Source organism: Bacillus gaemokensis (genome assembly GCF_001590835.1).
Lineage (GTDB): Bacteria > Bacillota > Bacilli > Bacillales > Bacillaceae_G > Bacillus_A > Bacillus_A gaemokensis.
Genome location: NZ_LTAQ01000001.1, coordinates 993,916 through 1,009,204, shown reverse-complemented (window position 1 = coordinate 1,009,204; position 15,289 = coordinate 993,916). Strand labels below are relative to the sequence as shown.

At 35.5% G+C, this 15,289-nt stretch carries 17 protein-coding genes; 13 read left to right on the top strand and 4 right to left on the bottom strand.

Features of this window, described 5'->3' with window-relative positions:
- Positions 1-26: 26 nt before the first annotated feature.
- From AZF08_RS05325 to AZF08_RS05310, 4 genes are all read right to left on the bottom strand, one after another.
- Entirely contained in the window at positions 27-719 is a 693-nt protein-coding gene (locus AZF08_RS05325; protein WP_033674326.1) for a hypothetical protein, read from the bottom strand.
- A complete protein-coding gene (locus AZF08_RS05320; RefSeq protein ID WP_033674325.1) occupies positions 688-1,581 on the bottom strand; it encodes an ABC transporter ATP-binding protein in 894 nt (297 codons plus the stop codon). Before AZF08_RS05320 ends, AZF08_RS05325 begins: the two co-directional genes overlap by 32 nt.
- 147 nt (positions 1,582-1,728) lie before the next feature.
- On the bottom strand, positions 1,729-2,301 hold the full coding sequence (locus AZF08_RS05315) for a class I SAM-dependent methyltransferase (protein ID WP_033674324.1): 573 nt from the start codon (positions 2,299-2,301) through the stop codon (positions 1,729-1,731).
- Entirely contained in the window at positions 2,298-3,257 is a 960-nt protein-coding gene (locus tag AZF08_RS05310) for a TIGR01212 family radical SAM protein (protein WP_033674323.1), read from the bottom strand. The genes AZF08_RS05315 and AZF08_RS05310 overlap by 4 nt, the downstream gene beginning before the upstream one ends.
- A 120-nt stretch (positions 3,258-3,377) precedes the next feature.
- Between AZF08_RS05310 and AZF08_RS05305 the strand changes: the two genes are divergently transcribed.
- From AZF08_RS05305 to AZF08_RS05245, 13 genes are all read left to right on the top strand, one after another.
- Positions 3,378-3,641, top strand: a complete 264-nt coding sequence (locus AZF08_RS05305) for a YtzC family protein (RefSeq protein ID WP_033674322.1) — start codon at positions 3,378-3,380, stop codon at positions 3,639-3,641.
- A gap of 15 nt (positions 3,642-3,656) precedes the next feature.
- Positions 3,657-3,806 (top strand): hypothetical protein, encoded by a 150-nt coding sequence (locus AZF08_RS05300; protein ID WP_017153776.1) that lies wholly within the window; start codon positions 3,657-3,659, stop codon positions 3,804-3,806.
- A gap of 136 nt (positions 3,807-3,942) precedes the next feature.
- Positions 3,943-4,968, top strand: a complete 1,026-nt coding sequence (locus tag AZF08_RS05295; protein WP_033674321.1) for a DUF418 domain-containing protein — start codon at positions 3,943-3,945, stop codon at positions 4,966-4,968.
- Positions 4,969-5,069: 101 nt separating this feature from the next.
- Complete coding sequence (locus tag AZF08_RS05290) at positions 5,070-5,432, top strand: VOC family protein (RefSeq protein ID WP_033674320.1); 363 nt, start codon at positions 5,070-5,072, stop codon at positions 5,430-5,432.
- A gap of 143 nt (positions 5,433-5,575) precedes the next feature.
- Entirely contained in the window at positions 5,576-6,337 is a 762-nt protein-coding gene (locus AZF08_RS05285; RefSeq protein ID WP_033674318.1) for an ABC transporter ATP-binding protein, read from the top strand.
- A 16-nt stretch (positions 6,338-6,353) separates the two neighbouring features.
- Positions 6,354-8,207, top strand: coding sequence for an FtsX-like permease family protein (locus tag AZF08_RS05280; protein ID WP_033674319.1), 1,854 nt, complete (start codon positions 6,354-6,356; stop codon positions 8,205-8,207).
- 172 nt (positions 8,208-8,379) lie between these two features.
- Positions 8,380-9,141 carry an ABC transporter ATP-binding protein gene (locus AZF08_RS05275; protein WP_033674318.1) on the top strand — a complete coding sequence of 254 codons (762 nt, stop codon included), beginning with the start codon at positions 8,380-8,382 and terminating at the stop codon, positions 9,139-9,141.
- Positions 9,142-9,157: 16 nt separating this feature from the next.
- Positions 9,158-11,008, top strand: a complete 1,851-nt coding sequence (locus AZF08_RS05270; RefSeq protein ID WP_033674317.1) for an FtsX-like permease family protein — start codon at positions 9,158-9,160, stop codon at positions 11,006-11,008.
- A gap of 167 nt (positions 11,009-11,175) precedes the next feature.
- A complete protein-coding gene (locus AZF08_RS05265; protein ID WP_033674316.1) occupies positions 11,176-11,364 on the top strand; it encodes a hypothetical protein in 189 nt (62 codons plus the stop codon).
- 109 nt (positions 11,365-11,473) lie between these two features.
- Positions 11,474-12,040: a tyrosine-type recombinase/integrase gene (locus tag AZF08_RS05260; protein WP_033674315.1), complete on the top strand. Its 567-nt coding sequence runs from the start codon at positions 11,474-11,476 to the stop codon at positions 12,038-12,040.
- A 42-nt stretch (positions 12,041-12,082) separates the two neighbouring features.
- A complete protein-coding gene (locus AZF08_RS05255) occupies positions 12,083-12,580 on the top strand; it encodes a cation:proton antiporter regulatory subunit (protein WP_033674314.1) in 498 nt (165 codons plus the stop codon).
- Between the two features lie 3 nt (positions 12,581-12,583).
- Complete coding sequence (locus tag AZF08_RS05250) at positions 12,584-13,807, top strand: cation:proton antiporter (RefSeq protein ID WP_033674313.1); 1,224 nt, start codon at positions 12,584-12,586, stop codon at positions 13,805-13,807.
- A 310-nt stretch (positions 13,808-14,117) separates the two neighbouring features.
- Positions 14,118-15,275 carry an MFS transporter gene (locus AZF08_RS05245; protein WP_033674312.1) on the top strand — a complete coding sequence of 386 codons (1,158 nt, stop codon included), beginning with the start codon at positions 14,118-14,120 and terminating at the stop codon, positions 15,273-15,275.
- Positions 15,276-15,289: the final 14 nt, after the last annotated feature.

Here is a 15,289-nt window from a genome sequence, read left to right as displayed (position 1 = left end):
CTAAATTTAGAAATTCTTGTTCCGATCTACATGTTCCTTCTTTTTCGAACAAGATAAAGAAACACTCCTATTAATACAACAGAATATGCAAATGCCCATGCAGTAAGCCGGAGCACGTGAACAAGCAAATGGTGCTCATATTGTGCAAGCATCATAAAACTGTCGATAGGTGGAAAAAACCATAATAATTCCGGCATTTCTTTTTTGAGACGAATGGACGCAATTGTTATAAGTAATACAAAAGAAAGGCTAAGCCAAGCTGTACTTGCTTTTTTAATGATGTTTCTTGTAAATAATGTTGCGATGGAAATACCAAGTATAGATAAAGAAATGTGTGCAAGGAGACCCGTGATAAATAATGAGACTGTTATTTTTTCTTTAAACATCTGAAAGGCAATTGGATATATAACAGATATGAGAGATAGAACGCTACAAATGAGCAAGACTGTTACATATTTACCAATGTATAAAGCTAGTATTTTTTTTGTATGAGAAAGCGTAATTTGTTCCTGAACAGGATCTTCTGTATGAAATAGTGTAATCGTAATCCAAGCTGAAAGTAAGTAGAGCGTAAGTGCAGTTTCTAAATACGTTGCAACAATTGGATTTGGTTTGTAAGTATAGACAAAAAGTAAACTTACGATATACATCGCAATTGGTGGAACATACTTGTACGACTTTGTATAATCAAGAAAATTGTAACGAATGAGTGCAATCATAGAGATCCTTCTTTCGGTTTAGGAATTTAGGTTGTAGCAATGTGATGGACGCGTTGTTATGTAATAAATATTGAAGTATGTCATTTGTACAAGTCTTTTCAATTTGTAATTGAATAAGGTTTTGGTCTTCGTTATATGTAACATGTATGTAGCCAGATTGTTTCTGTAATTCTGAGATAGAAAATGTGTGTGGTACAGTTGTCTCTATGTAGATGTGTTCTGTCGGGAGTGTATCAGATGTTAAAAGTTTATCCGCTGTAATGGTATGGTTAGCTAATGTTACGATTCGGTCAGCAAAGTTTTCTAATAGTTGTTTTTCATGACATGTGAAGAGAATGGTAAGGCCCTGCTCTTTTAAGGTAAGGAGTATATGTTCAAGTTCTTGTTGGGAGTTTGGATCAAGTCCAGAAAGAGGTTCGTCTAAAACTAATAAATCAACAGCACTCAGGAGTGCTTGTATAATACCAGTTTTTTGCTTCATTCCTTTGGAAAAATTTCTTATAATGGAATGATGGGCATGTTGTAAATGAAAAGTTTCTAGTAGTGAAGGGATTTTGTTTTGTAAATACTCTTTCGATAGACCTTGAATACGGCCGAGATGGTACAAATAATCTTCGAGCGTAAAACGAATGTCTTCTGGAAAATGCTCAGGTACATATCCGATTTTCATATCTAATTGTTTTTCGATTGTTCCTGCTGTAGGAGCAATAAATCCAGCAATCATTTTGAGTAAAGTGCTTTTTCCGGTACCATTTCCGCCGATAATGGCAACTGTTTGTCCCTTTGGAATAGATAAATGAATGTTTTCTAGTATAAGTTGCTTATCATATTTCTTTGTAATCTCCTTTAGTTCTAATAACAAAATAATGGCCTTCCTTCTGTTTAGAATTTATATATCCATTATATGGTAGGTTTTATTCTTGAGACAATAAAAAAGACATGCATATGTGCACGTCTTTTTATCGATTTCTGTCGAACGGTCGATATATTGAAAAAAGCGCCGATATATTTAGCGCTTTTCAATTGCTACAATAAATGGCGGGTTATTTTGTTGGTTAATGAATCCGTAACGAAGTACATGCGCTTGTTTTTGGTCAAGCTCTTCGGCAAATTGCAGAACAGCATCGCGCTCCACTTGTCCTTCTGGATGCCCATGATAAATGACAAGGACAATGATGCCTTCTGGTGCCATTACTTCTAATAATTGTTCGATGGCAGCTATTGTTGAGTTTGGTTTTGTCACGATATGCTTGTCACCGCCAGGTAGGTAACCTAAGTTGAAAATAGCTCCAGTTACTTTTCCTTTTGCCTCTTCTGGCAATACCGCTAATAAAGTATCGTGACTATCATGAACGAGAACAGTTCGTTTTTCTAATCCTTTTTCTTTTAGGCGAGCGGCAGAACTTTCAATCGCTTCACGCTGAATGTCAAATCCAAATACTCTTCCATTGTCTCCAACAATCTCTGCTAAGAAACAAGTATCATGACCGTTACCAAGTGTTGCATCTACGGCATAATCGTCTTCTTTGACAGCTGTTTGCAGCAATGTGCGTGCAAATGGTAGTACACGTTCTAATTTCATACTGGTTTCACCTCGGTTGCATATTTTCCTTGCCAGCTTCCGCGTCGTACAAATTCCGCGTCAATGGAATTTAATACTTCCCATTTATTTAAGCTCCACATTGGACCGATCATTAAGTCAGGAGGACCGTCACCGGTGATGCGATGCACAATCACATTTGCTGGAATCATCTCAAGTTGGTCTACAACGAGATTTACGTAATCTTCAAGAGAAAGGAATTCTAATTGTCCTTTTTCATATTGTTTCACCATTGGCGTTCCTTTTAATAAATGAAGCAAATGAATTTTAATTCCTTGGATATCAAGCTTCGCTACTTCACGAGCTGTTTCCATCATCATATCGTAGTCTTCAAGAGGAAGACCATTAATAATATGGGAACATACTTTAATGCCATGTTTCCGAAGTTTGTTTACACCTTCGACGTATGATGGATAGTCATGAGCGCGGTTAATAAGATTCGCTGTGCGTTCATGAACGGTTTGTAGTCCAAGTTCGACCCAAAGGTACGTACGTTTATTTAAATCAGCTAAATATTCGACAACATCGTCAGGTAAGCAATCTGGACGAGTTGCGATGGAAAGACCAACAACGTCTTTTTCAGCTAAAAGTGGTTCGAATTTTTCTTTTAACACTTCGACTGGAGCATGCGTATTTGTATACGCTTGGAAATAAGCGATACACTTTCCATCTTTCCATTTCGAATGCATTTTTTCTTTCATTTCATGATACTGCGTTACAACATCATCGCGGCGATCACCAGCGAAGTCACCAGAACCAGCAGCACTACAAAATGTACAACCGCCATATGCGACTGTACCATCGCGGTTCGGACAGTCAAAACCAGCATCTAATGAAACTTTAAAGATTTTTTCACCGAACTCTTTTCGCAGGTGGTAGTTCCATGTATGGTAACGTTTATTGTCATTTGTATATGGAAAAGGGTTTTGAACCTTCATGCCTATATTCCTCCTAAATCTAAGAGCGTACATATAAAAACAAAATCCATTATAACACACTCATAAGGTTGATATGGAAGGGACACACTAAAGGGGAACTAAAGGCAAGGAGGCTATATAATGGCAGAGCGTCAATCACTTGAAGCGTACATTACACAAGCAGAGCAAGCGATAGAATATGCAAAAGAGCAATTAGATATCGGAAGTAGACAAGAGCATTACAACACAATGGAATACTCCGATGCACAATTACAATTAGAGCAAGCGTATAATGATTTACAAATTATGCAACAACATGCGAATGATGAACAGCGTGAACAGTTAAACCGTGCACGTATGGCAGTTCGTCAATTACAGCATCAAATGATTGTTACACCGCACTAATAAGGAGTGAAAGAAATGGCGAAGCGTTCAGATCAAAACAATCCAGAGCAAAAAACGCAAAATGGACATAACGCTGAGTTTTCAAATGAACTCGATCCAGTTGTTGAAGCAAAGCAGCGTAATCGTAAAAAAGGACAACCACAAAAATCGAAGCAATCAGAGTAAGCCAGGTCGCAATATGACCTGGCTTTATTTTGTAACCTTACAAAAATGTAAGATTTCTGTAAGGCTATGAGATAGGCCTAATCTTACTTTTCCAGTAAAGTAAGGGAGGATTAAAACTAGCATAGGGAGTTGTAGCGTGGAAAAAAATATTACAAACAAACGAATTGACGAGTTAGACTACATTCGTGGCTTTGCATTACTGGGGATTATTTTAGTAAATATTCTTGCACTACTTAATATCAAAACACCAGATCCAAATACGGTTGATGCAAGCTATCAAAGATTTTTATACTTATTTGTAGAAGGTCGTTTCTTCTCAATCTTTTCATTCTTATTTGGAGTAGGGTTCTATATCTTTATTACAAGAGCCATTGCGAAAGGGAAAAATGGATATGTTCTGTTTTTACGTAGGTTAGTGGCATTATTTGTTTTTGGAGTTATTCACTTTATGTTCCAGCCAGGAGAAGCATTAACGATTTATGCGATTTGTGGATTGATTACCTTACCGTTTTATAAAGTAAACAAACGAATCAACTTAGTGATAGGTATTGTTTTAGCAATCATCATTGGGATTGTAGGAGCAAAGACACTTTTACCAATTCCATTAATTTTATTAGGACTTGCAGCTGGACAATACTGCGTGTTTGAAAACATTAGAGAGAAAACAACACAAGTTGCTATGTTTACAGCAGTGATGTTTATTTTAAGTGCAATTGGTTTATGGTATCAATATCAACAAGTACCTGCCTTACCATTTGAGAGTGTGATTTTAGGTGGCGTGGATGATCCAAATATGGACCAAGCAAATGAATTTATGACTATTGGTATCGCTGTTGGACCGATTGTCTCCGCATTTTATGTAGGATTATTAATTTTATTATTACAAACAAAACTAGTACAAACGTTGCTAGCGCCACTTAAGTACTATGGCCGCATGGCATTAACAAACTATGTAGGGCAAACTGCAATGATTTTAATCGCAGGTAGTATGTTTAACTTTACAGGAAACCTTACGTATATGCAGACTCTATACGTATGTATTGTAATTTACGTAATTCAAATTGTCTTTAGTTTCATTTGGATGAAATTCTTCAAGATGGGACCACTTGAATGGATTTGGCGCGTAATTACGTATTGGACGGTTACGCCTTTGAAGAAATAAGATATTGGAAAAACTGCTTTTTTGTGGAGCAGTTTTTTGCTTTTTTGAATCTCCACATTATAATTAAGTTTTAAGTAAGAAGAGTAACGGAGGAATAAACAATGATTGCACATATCGGTACAGTAGCGATTTACGTAGATGATCAACAAAAGGCACTTGAGTTTTGGACAGAGAAAGCGGGATTTGAAGTATACCGTAATGATCCAATGGGACCAAATGCGAGCTGGATTGAAGTAGGGCCAAAAGGCACTCGTTCTCACTTAGTTATCTATCCAAAAACAATGATGCCGAATGCAAATGAGTTAAAAGCATCAATCGTATTCGTAACAGAAAACATTACAGAAACATATGAAAAAATGAAGAAGAATGGCGTGGAATTTACGCAAGAGCCAAATGAAATGCCTTGGGGAACGTTCTCTATCTTTAAAGATAATGAAGGAAATGAGTTTGTTTTAAAAGGTTAATGCGTAGAAAAGCTGAGTCTATATAAACTCAGCTTTTTTATTTATATTACAAAAATGTAAGGTAAATGTAATGTTAACCAATAGCAGATATCTTCCAAAAGGCGCAAAATAGAAAACGGAAAAACAAATATAGGAGGATAACGATGAACAAACCAGTTGTAGACGTAAAAAACGTCCAAAAAGTGTACGGGAAAAAGGGCGAAAGCCAATCGCACGCCTTAAAAGGTGTATCATTCTCGATTCAAGAGGGTGAATTTGTTGGAATCATGGGACCATCTGGTTCAGGGAAAACAACGTTACTAAATGTAATTTCAACGTTAGATAAAGCAACGGGCGGCGTTGTTGAAATTGCTGGTACGGATATTACGAAGATGAAACAAGGAGAACTTTCTGATTTCCGTTCTCAAAAATTAGGATTCATTTTTCAAGATTTTAACTTATTAGAAAACCTATCAATTTATGAAAACATTGCGTTGCCACTTTCTCTTCAAGGTGTTCCATCTCGTAAGATTGGGCCGAAAGTAGAAAAGGTAGCAGAAATGTTAGGAATTTCAGCAATTCTTCAAAAGTATCCATCTGAAGTTTCTGGTGGACAAAAACAACGTTCAGCAGCAGCGCGTGCACTTGTGCATGAACCAGCAATCATTTTAGGAGACGAGCCAACAGGAGCGCTTGATTCTAAAAATGCAACGAGTCTTTTAGATGCGATGACAAACTTAAACGAAGAGCAAGGTGTATCAATCATGATGGTTACTCATGATCCATATAGCGCGAGTTACTGTCAGCGTATTTTATTCATTCAAGACGGCGAGTTATATAAAGAGATTCACCGCGGTGGTACGCGTGAAGCGTTCTATAAAGAAATTTTAGATGTACTTGCAGACTTAGGTACACAAAAAGCATAAGAAAGGAGGATCAGGCATGTTATTTAAACTTTCTATGTCAGGACTAAAAAGTAAGCTGAAAGATTACATCGTCTTACTTGTTGGTCTTGTCATGTCCATTTCAATTTTTTACATGTTCCAAACGTTAGCGTTGAATAAAGCGTTTATTGAAGCGAATTCTGTAATTAGCAGTATTCAATTCGTATTCCATGCTGGTGCGGTACTATTAGCAATCATTACATTTTTCTATATTTTATATGCGAATTCATTCTTGCTATCACTTCGTCAAAAAGAATTTGGTATGTATATGATGTTAGGAGCAAAAAAACATAAGGTTACAATGCTTATGTTTATTGAAACAATTGTATTAGGAGCGGCATCTCTTGTAGTTGGTATCGCAGTTGGTGTGGGACTAGCACAAGTAATTGGTAAGTTACTTATGCAGCAGCTTGAGTTTACTGCAGGTGGCTATCATGCATTTTATGTTCCATCTATGATTGTTACTTGTATTTTCTTCTTAGTACTATTTGTTTTATCAGCAATTATGAATAGTATCAAATTATCACGTATTACAGTTCTGCAACTTGTACATGCAGATTCAAAAACAGACCGTGTTTCTGTAAAAGGAGCAAAGACTGTTGTAGCTGCATTCGTTGGAATTATTCTACTAGCAATCGGCTATGCTTCTATGGTTTACATGGATAAGTTGGCGCAAATCGGGATTATTATTGCATTAATTACCGTAACGTCAGGAACTTACATGTTATTTGGTACGTTTCTACCGCTTATTATTAAAAAGCTAAAAAGTAATAAAAAACGTACTGAAAAAGGACTTAATGCTTTTACATTTGCACAATTAAACTTCCGTATTAATAGCTTAACAAAGGTACTTGCAACAGTAGCGATGTTAGTTGCTCTAGGAGCAGGTGCGATTTCAGGCGGTATGGCATTCAAAAATAACGTTATGCTTACTGTCGATGGTTTTGCAATTTATGATGTCGGAATTCATAACCCAACAGCAGAAGAAAAGAAAATTTTAGATGGAATTACATTTAAAGAGAAAAATGAATATCGTTACAAAACAGACGATAAATTTGTTTATTATTTAAAAGAAGACTTAGAGAAAAGTCGTCCTTTAGTACAAGATTTAAAAGATGTTAAAGGGATGAAAGATATTGGTAAAGTGAAACGAGCTTCTGGAGAATTACCAGTAGGTGCTACTTCGAGTTCCGGTCAAGAAAAATCTGATAATGTGATTCCACAAGAATGGGATAGTGCATTAAGAACGATTCAACCATTCTATGTACACCCTGATCAAACAATCAAAATTGTAGATCAAAAAATGTACGATGGTTTGCAAGGTAAAGAGGGCATTGCATTACTAGGAAAAACAGATGATTTTGTAACGTACAAAAAAGAGTGGGAAAAAATTGACGAGTTGCAACTAGTTAAATATAAAAATGTTAAAGAAGAATCTTTGCAAAGTAAGAACCAATTGTATACTGGGTTTTATGGAATTGCCAGTGGAACAGTATTTATGGGATTCTTCTTAGGAATTGCTTTCTTAGCGATGATGGCAAGTTGTTTAATGTTTAAGATTCTTTCAGGTGCATCAAGCGATGTTACGCGATACCAAATGCTTCGTAAAATCGGTGTTCGCCGTGAGCTATTAACGAAGTCAATCTATAAAGAATTATTCTTAGTATTCTTATTTCCAGCAATCGTAGGTATTGCCCATGTATTAGTTGGTATGAATATCTTCTCGTTCATTTTAATTGATCCGTATTTCCGCGTATGGCTTCCAATCTTGATTTTCGTAGTCATTTACGCAATTTATTACTTCATTACAGTTCAATTATATAAAGGAATTGTTCTTCCGAAAGAAGATTAAGCTCCTGAAAATAAAAAGTGAAACACCATTTTTGCTGTATTTTATGTATATGGTATAGATGGTGTTTTTGTATATTACAAAAATGTAAGGTAAATGTAATGTTAACCAATAGCAGATCATGCTGAAAAAGCGCAGAATAGGAAAAGGAAAAACAAAGCGTAGGAGGATATATATGAATAAACCAGTTGTAGACGTTAAAAACGTCCAAAAAGTATACGGTAAAAAAGGCGAGAGCCAATCACACGCATTAAAAGGTGTATCGTTCTCGATTCAAGAGGGTGAATTTGTTGGGATTATGGGACCATCTGGTTCAGGGAAAACAACATTACTAAATGTAATTTCAACATTGGATAAAGCAACGGGAGGCGTTGTTGAAATTGCAGGTACGGATATTACGAAGATGAAGCAAGGTGAACTATCTGATTTCCGTTCTCAAAAATTAGGATTTATCTTCCAAGATTTTAACTTACTAGAAAACTTATCGATTTATGAAAACATCGCATTGCCACTTTCACTTCAAGGTGTTCCATCACGTAAGATCGGACCGAAAGTAGAAAAGGTAGCGGAAATGTTAGGGATTTCAGCAATCTTGCAAAAGTACCCATCTGAAGTATCTGGTGGACAAAAACAGCGTTCAGCAGCAGCGCGTGCGCTTGTGCATGAGCCAGCAATTATTTTAGGGGACGAGCCAACAGGAGCACTTGATTCTAAAAACGCAACAAGTCTTTTAGATGCGATGACAAACTTAAATGAAGAGCAAGGCGTATCTATCATGATGGTTACCCACGATCCATATAGTGCAAGTTACTGTCAGCGTATTTTATTCATCCAAGACGGCGAGTTATACAAAGAAATTCACCGTGGTGGTACGCGTGAAGCGTTCTATAAAGAAATTTTAGATGTGCTTGCAGACTTAGGTACACAAAAAGCATAAGAAAGGAGGTTCTAGCATGTTATTTAAGCTTTCCATGTCAGGACTAAAAAGTAAGCTGAAAGATTATATCGTCTTACTTGTTGGTCTTGTAATGTCAATTTCAATTTTTTACATGTTTCAAACGTTAGCGCTGAATAAAGCGTTTCTTGAATCTAACGCTGTTATTCAATCTATTGGATTTGTATTCCAAGCAGGTTCATTCTTATTAGCAATTATTACATTCTTCTATATTTTATATGCAAACTCGTTCTTATTATCGCTTCGTCAAAAAGAGTTCGGTATGTATATGATGTTAGGAGCAAAAAAACATAAAGTTACATTGCTTATGTTTATTGAAACAATTGTATTAGGAGCGGCATCTCTTGTAATTGGGATTGCAGTTGGTGTAGGACTTGCGCAGGGAATTGGGCAGCTACTTATGAAGCAGCTTGAGTTTACTGCAGATGGTTACAATGGATTTTACGTTCCATCAATCACTGTGACTTGTATTTTCTTCTTTGCATTATTTGTATTATCGGCAATTATGAACAGTATTAAATTATCACGTATTTCAGTCTTACAACTTGTGCATGCAGATTCTCATACAGAGCGTGTGGTAGTTAAAGGGAAAATGACCGGTGTAATCGCATTCTTTGCAATTATCTTATTAGCAATTGGATATGCATCCATGATTTACATGGAAAAATTAAGAGAAATGGGTATTGTTATTGCGTTAATTACAACAACAGCAGGGACGTACATGTTATTTGCTTCTGTACTTCCGCTTATCATTAAAAAATTAAAAAGTAATAAAAAGCGCAGTGAAAAAGGACTTAATGCTTTTACATTTGCACAGCTTAACTTCCGTATTAATAGTTTAACAAAGGTACTTGCAACGGTAGCGATGTTAATTGCACTTGGTGCAGGAGCGATTTCTGGTGGTATGGCTTTCAAAAATAATGTTATAAAAACTGTTGATGGTATTGAAATATATGATGCAGCGATTCATAATCCAACAGCAGAAGAAAAGAAAATATTAGATGGTATTAAATTCAATGAGAAGAATGAATATCGTTATAAAGTAGATGATAAGTTCGTTTATTATCTAAAAGAAGACTTAGAGACAAATCGCCCATTAGTACACGGTGGTGTAGGGAAAGAAAATTTTGGTAAATTTAAGAAGATTTCTGAGGAACTTCCTGTAGGTGCTATTTCAAGAGAGATGAAAGAAAAAGATGCGAATGCAAAAGCACTTCCAGAAGAATGGGAAGAGGCTTTTAGAATGATCCAGCCGTTCTATCTATATCCTGATCAAGCAATTAAAATCGTTGATCAAAAGATGTACGATGGTATAAAGGGTAAAGAAGGTATGGCATTCATTGGAAAAACAGATGATTTTGTATCTTATAAAAAAGAATGGAAAAAACTAGACGAGTTGCAGCTAGCTAAATATAAAAATGTAAAAGCTGAACAGATGCATGGTAAATACGCTGCTTATGATATGTTTTATGGTGTTGCCAGCGGAACAGTATTCATGGGCTTCTTCCTCGGAATTGCTTTCTTAGCGATGATGGCAAGTTGCTTAATGTTTAAAATCCTTTCTGGTGCATCAAAAGATATTACACGTTATCAAATGCTTCGTAAAATCGGTGTGCGTCGTGAGTTATTAACGAAGTCCATTTATAAAGAGTTATTCTTAGTATTCTTATTCCCAGCGATTGTGGGTATCGCTCACGTATTAGTTGGTATGAATATCTTCGGATTTATCTTAATTGATCCGTATTTCCGTATTTGGCTTCCGATTGTTATTTTCGTAGTGATTTATGCGATCTATTACTTCATTACAGTTCAATTGTATAAAGGAATTGTTCTTCCAAAAGAAGACTAAGAAAGATAAAAAAACCGAGCAGGGATGCTCGGTTTTTATTGTGTTTTCAGAAAAATGATAAAAAACCCTTGTTATGTTACTTAATTGTAGTATATTATATAATTAAGTAACATAAAGAGAATAATAAGGAGGGATTCAATGATAGCAACTGAAAGGAGGAAAACCATTTGCAAAATGAAGACGGATCTTTACTTGAAGTTATAGGTATAATGTTGAGATCGAAAGAGGCTGTACTATTTTCATCCATATCTCTCGTTATTTTTCTAGTTGTAACATATTTGTATAATAGTAAATTTCCAAATCATGAATATCCAGAATTTTTCGGTATATTAAAGTGTATTGCGCCAGTTGTGTAACATAAAAGTTTCAATAATGGATAATACATGGAAATCCTCTAGCATGATAAGGTAAAATGAACAAGATAGTTAGAAAAATTACCGTTCATAAGATGAGGAGAATACATGTATGGAAGTTGTAGAGGCATTAAAAGATATAGAGCAAATTGAAGCTATGAAAAAATATTTAAAAGAGCATTCGCAGCGAGATTATCTATTATTTGTTATTGGAATTAATACGGGACTAAAAATTACAGAACTACTAAGCATTAAATTTGAAGATGTATTAAATGAAGATGGAACTGTTAAAGATTTTTATTCTCTTCCTGTGAAAGATGAAAAATTTAAACAAGATATTTATTTAAATACAAAAGTAAAAGAAGCGCTTTTAGAATACGTACAATCTACTACTAGTGAGATGAAAAATTACGTATTCCAGTCTAATAAAACATCAAATCCAATTACGCGCCAACAAGCTTATCGTGTAATTCATCGTGCTGCTGAAGCGATTGGAATTCCAGGTAAAATTGGAACGAACTCAATGCGAAAAACATTTGGATTCCATGCGTATAAAAGAGGAATAGCGATTGCGCTTCTTCAAAAGCATTTTCATCATGCGACTCCATCAGAAACATTAAAGTATTTAGGGATCTCGAAAGATGAAAAGTTTAAAACAGAAATTGATGTAGATTTATAAATGGGAAGAGCCTTAACTAAAAAATTTTTAGGAGGCATGAATATGAATATTAGAGAAAGCGAACTTCCGGGTATCGGATGTAAATTTGAAGTCATAACAAAAAGTAATGAAAAAATGGTTATCGTTATTCACGATGATGGGCGAAGAGAAATGTATCATTTTGATGCTGATCATGAAGAAAGTGTTTCAAGCATTTCTCTTCGTGACTCTGAAGCGAGACAAATCGCTGCCATATTAGGCGGAATGGTATACAGACCGCAAGCTTTAGATACGATTGAAATGGCGTTTGAAGGATTATCGATTGAGTGGTTTAAAGTGGAGAATAATGCGCCAGCGGTTCAGCAAACAATCGGTAGTTTAGCTATTAGAAAAACGTATAACGTAACTGTCATTGCTATTTTGAAGAAGAATATGAAGAAATTTTTTAATCCAGGCCCAGATTCTATTATTGATGCTGGTGATATGTTGGTATTATCAGGGGAAAGGCACGAAATTAAAAGAATCATTAAGGAAGTACTTTCGGCAGGAGGTGATTCGTAGTCGATGGATACTTTAATTTTTGAAGTTGGAACTGCGTTAGTATTAGTGGCATTTGCGGCCATCCTTGCTGCAAGACTAAAGTTTTCGATTATTCCGTTTCTCATTATCCTCGGTATGTTAGTGGGACCACATGCCCCAGATTTAGGAATTATAGACTTAAGGTTCATTGAAAGTGGAGAAGTCATTGCTTTCCTAGGCCGTATTGGTGTCATATTCCTCCTGTTTTATTTAGGGTTAGAATTCTCAATGAAAAAGTTAATTAAATCAGGAAAATCAATCGCCATTGGAGGCACTATTCACATATCACTTAATTTTACATTAGGTTTACTTTATGGATATGTAATGGGTTTTCCTCTATTAGAAACATTAATTATTGCCGGAATTATTACAATCTCATCAAGTGCAATTGTAGCGAAAGTAATTGTTGATTTGAGAAGAACAGGTAATAAAGAAACAGAGCTAATATTAGGGATCATTATGTTTGATGATATCTTTTTAGCAGTATATTTATCTGTCGTTTCAGGCTTAGTACTCGGAGGTGCGACTTCATTTGTAGGAGCTCTGACATCTGTTTTAATTGCATTAGGATACATGTTGTTATTCTTTGTGATTGCTAGAAAAGCTACGCCGTTCTTGAATAAAGTGCTGGATATTTCGTCTAATGAAATCTTTATTATCGTAATATTCGCAATTTTGTTCTTCGTCGCTGGATTCTCAGAAACAATCCATGTTGCTGAGGCGATTGGTGCTTTATTATTAGGACTTGTCTTTTCTGAAACAGAGCATAGTGACCGCATTGAGCATCTTGTCGTTCCGTTTCGTGATTTCTTTGGAGCTATATTCTTCTTCAGCTTCGGTTTAAGTATAGATCCTTTTTCGTTAGGTGGAGCTGTTTGGCTAACTTTAGGAGCGGTTTTGATAACTATCATCGGTAACTTTACAGCTGGAATGATTGCTGGATGTAAAGCTGGGTTATCACATAAGGCTTCTACGAATATTGGATTAACTCTTGTATCACGCGGAGAATTCTCCATTATTGTCGCTAATATTGGAATAGCTGGTGGCTTAATGGCAACAATTAAACCATTTTCAGCTTTATATGTTTTAATATTGGCATCGTTAGGGCCTTTACTAACGAAGGAATCTGCAAGAATATATTCTCTATTGGACAAAATATTTAAATGGAGCTCTAAAGAAAGTGCAAAACGGAAAAAAGAAGTTGGATGATTTTTATAAGGGAACGATTCCAGCGTTATAGAAGTTAGTTCAAAAAACTTTAAATTGGATAGGTTATTCATTCTTAAATGGATACGAAAGGAAGTTGCCAAGAATGATTATATAGAGTAGAATCCTGTATTAAAAGTGTTATTTTTAATACGGGATTTTTATTTTGAGTTAAAACGATGTTTTGATATAGATTGTAATGTGAACGAGAGAGGGTGATTCAATTGGCTAAAAGACTAAGACAATTGAAAAACGTTTCAGTGATCTGGTCGCTTCTAAGTTAAAAAACAATTTAGAAGCGAGGAATCACGATATGGAAAATCAAAAAATATTTAATCGATCATTTATTTGTTTATTTCTTAGTAATTTTTTTGTGTTTATCGGGTTTGAAATGATACTCCCTATTTTGCCAGCTTATTTAATAAGTATGAAGGCCTTTTCAGTTCAAGTAGGCTTAGTGACAACGTTGTTTACGGTAGGTGCGGTATTCATTAGACCATTTGTAGGATACTATTTAATCGATAATAAAGGGAAAAGCTTAGCGATTGGCGCAAGTGTAGCTTTACTAAGTATTATATGTATATATCCGTTTCTGAATATTGTATGGCTGTTTTTACTTGTACGGATTTTTCACGGCGCTGCATGGGGCGTATCAACAACAGCTAATAGTACAATAGCGGTAGATTTAATTCCTAGTAAGCGATTAGGAGAGGGAATGGGATATTTTTCTGTTTCTACAACGGTCGGAGCTATTATTGCATCAAGTATAGGGATTTTTATTTACAATACTTTTTCTTTTGAGATTTTAATTTTGTCGTCAGCAACACTTAGTTTACTAGCAACTATTATGCTTTTATTTGTTCATGCTCCTACTCCTGTAAAGCGTGATAAACAACCATTTCGCTTTTTTGAGATGATCTTTGAAAAAGAAGTATGGTTCCAAGCGTTACTAGCAGTTATTACAACACTCGGTTTTGGAGCGATTCTTACTTTTTTAGTTCTTTTTGGAAAACAAAAAGGATTGGATCACATCTTTCTATTCTTTCTAGTTAATGCAATTGTTTCAACTTTACTACGTCCCTTTACGGGAAAATGGTACGACAAAAAAGGGCCTTGGTCGATTATTATCGTCTCAGCAATATTAGGATTTCTATCGTTTGTTATGTTATCTTATGCGACAAATAATTTGTATCTTATTATTGCAGCGATTTTATTTGGGGCAGGTTACGGAACGGTTATGCCCTGTTTACAAACGTGGGCGGTGCAAAAGGTTAGCGCAGAAAAAAGCGGAGCGGCAAATGCAACCTTCTTTTCAAGTTTTGATGTTGGCGTTGGGATTAGTGCATTTGCATTAGGAATTGTAGCGAAATGGATAAGTTTAGAGATGATCTTCCGGATTATTAGTATAAGCTTTATTTTTGTAGCTGTTTTGGTTTATATAGATTATGTAAAAGAAAAGAAAAAGCGTTAAAAAGAAATCCGTCT

Bases quoted from the DNA above. Each gene is read 5' to 3' on its own strand.
- AZF08_RS05325 (WP_033674326.1), bottom strand. From the start codon at position 719: ATGATTGCACTCATTCGTTACAATTTTCTTGATTATACAAAGTCGTAC.
- AZF08_RS05315 (WP_033674324.1), bottom strand. From the start codon at position 2,301: ATGAAATTAGAACGTGTACTACCATTTGCACGCACATTGCTGCAAACA.
- AZF08_RS05310 (WP_033674323.1), bottom strand. From the start codon at position 3,257: ATGAAGGTTCAAAACCCTTTTCCATATACAAATGACAATAAACGTTAC.
- AZF08_RS05305 (WP_033674322.1), top strand. From the start codon at position 3,378: ATGGCAGAGCGTCAATCACTTGAAGCGTACATTACACAAGCAGAGCAA.
- AZF08_RS05300 (WP_017153776.1), top strand. From the start codon at position 3,657: ATGGCGAAGCGTTCAGATCAAAACAATCCAGAGCAAAAAACGCAAAAT.
- AZF08_RS05290 (WP_033674320.1), top strand. From the start codon at position 5,070: ATGATTGCACATATCGGTACAGTAGCGATTTACGTAGATGATCAACAA.
- AZF08_RS05285 (WP_033674318.1), top strand. From the start codon at position 5,576: ATGAACAAACCAGTTGTAGACGTAAAAAACGTCCAAAAAGTGTACGGG.
- AZF08_RS05280 (WP_033674319.1), top strand. From the start codon at position 6,354: ATGTTATTTAAACTTTCTATGTCAGGACTAAAAAGTAAGCTGAAAGAT.
- AZF08_RS05275 (WP_033674318.1), top strand. From the start codon at position 8,380: ATGAATAAACCAGTTGTAGACGTTAAAAACGTCCAAAAAGTATACGGT.
- AZF08_RS05270 (WP_033674317.1), top strand. From the start codon at position 9,158: ATGTTATTTAAGCTTTCCATGTCAGGACTAAAAAGTAAGCTGAAAGAT.
- AZF08_RS05260 (WP_033674315.1), top strand. From the start codon at position 11,474: ATGGAAGTTGTAGAGGCATTAAAAGATATAGAGCAAATTGAAGCTATG.
- AZF08_RS05255 (WP_033674314.1), top strand. From the start codon at position 12,083: ATGAATATTAGAGAAAGCGAACTTCCGGGTATCGGATGTAAATTTGAA.
- AZF08_RS05250 (WP_033674313.1), top strand. From the start codon at position 12,584: ATGGATACTTTAATTTTTGAAGTTGGAACTGCGTTAGTATTAGTGGCA.
- AZF08_RS05245 (WP_033674312.1), top strand. From the start codon at position 14,118: ATGGAAAATCAAAAAATATTTAATCGATCATTTATTTGTTTATTTCTT.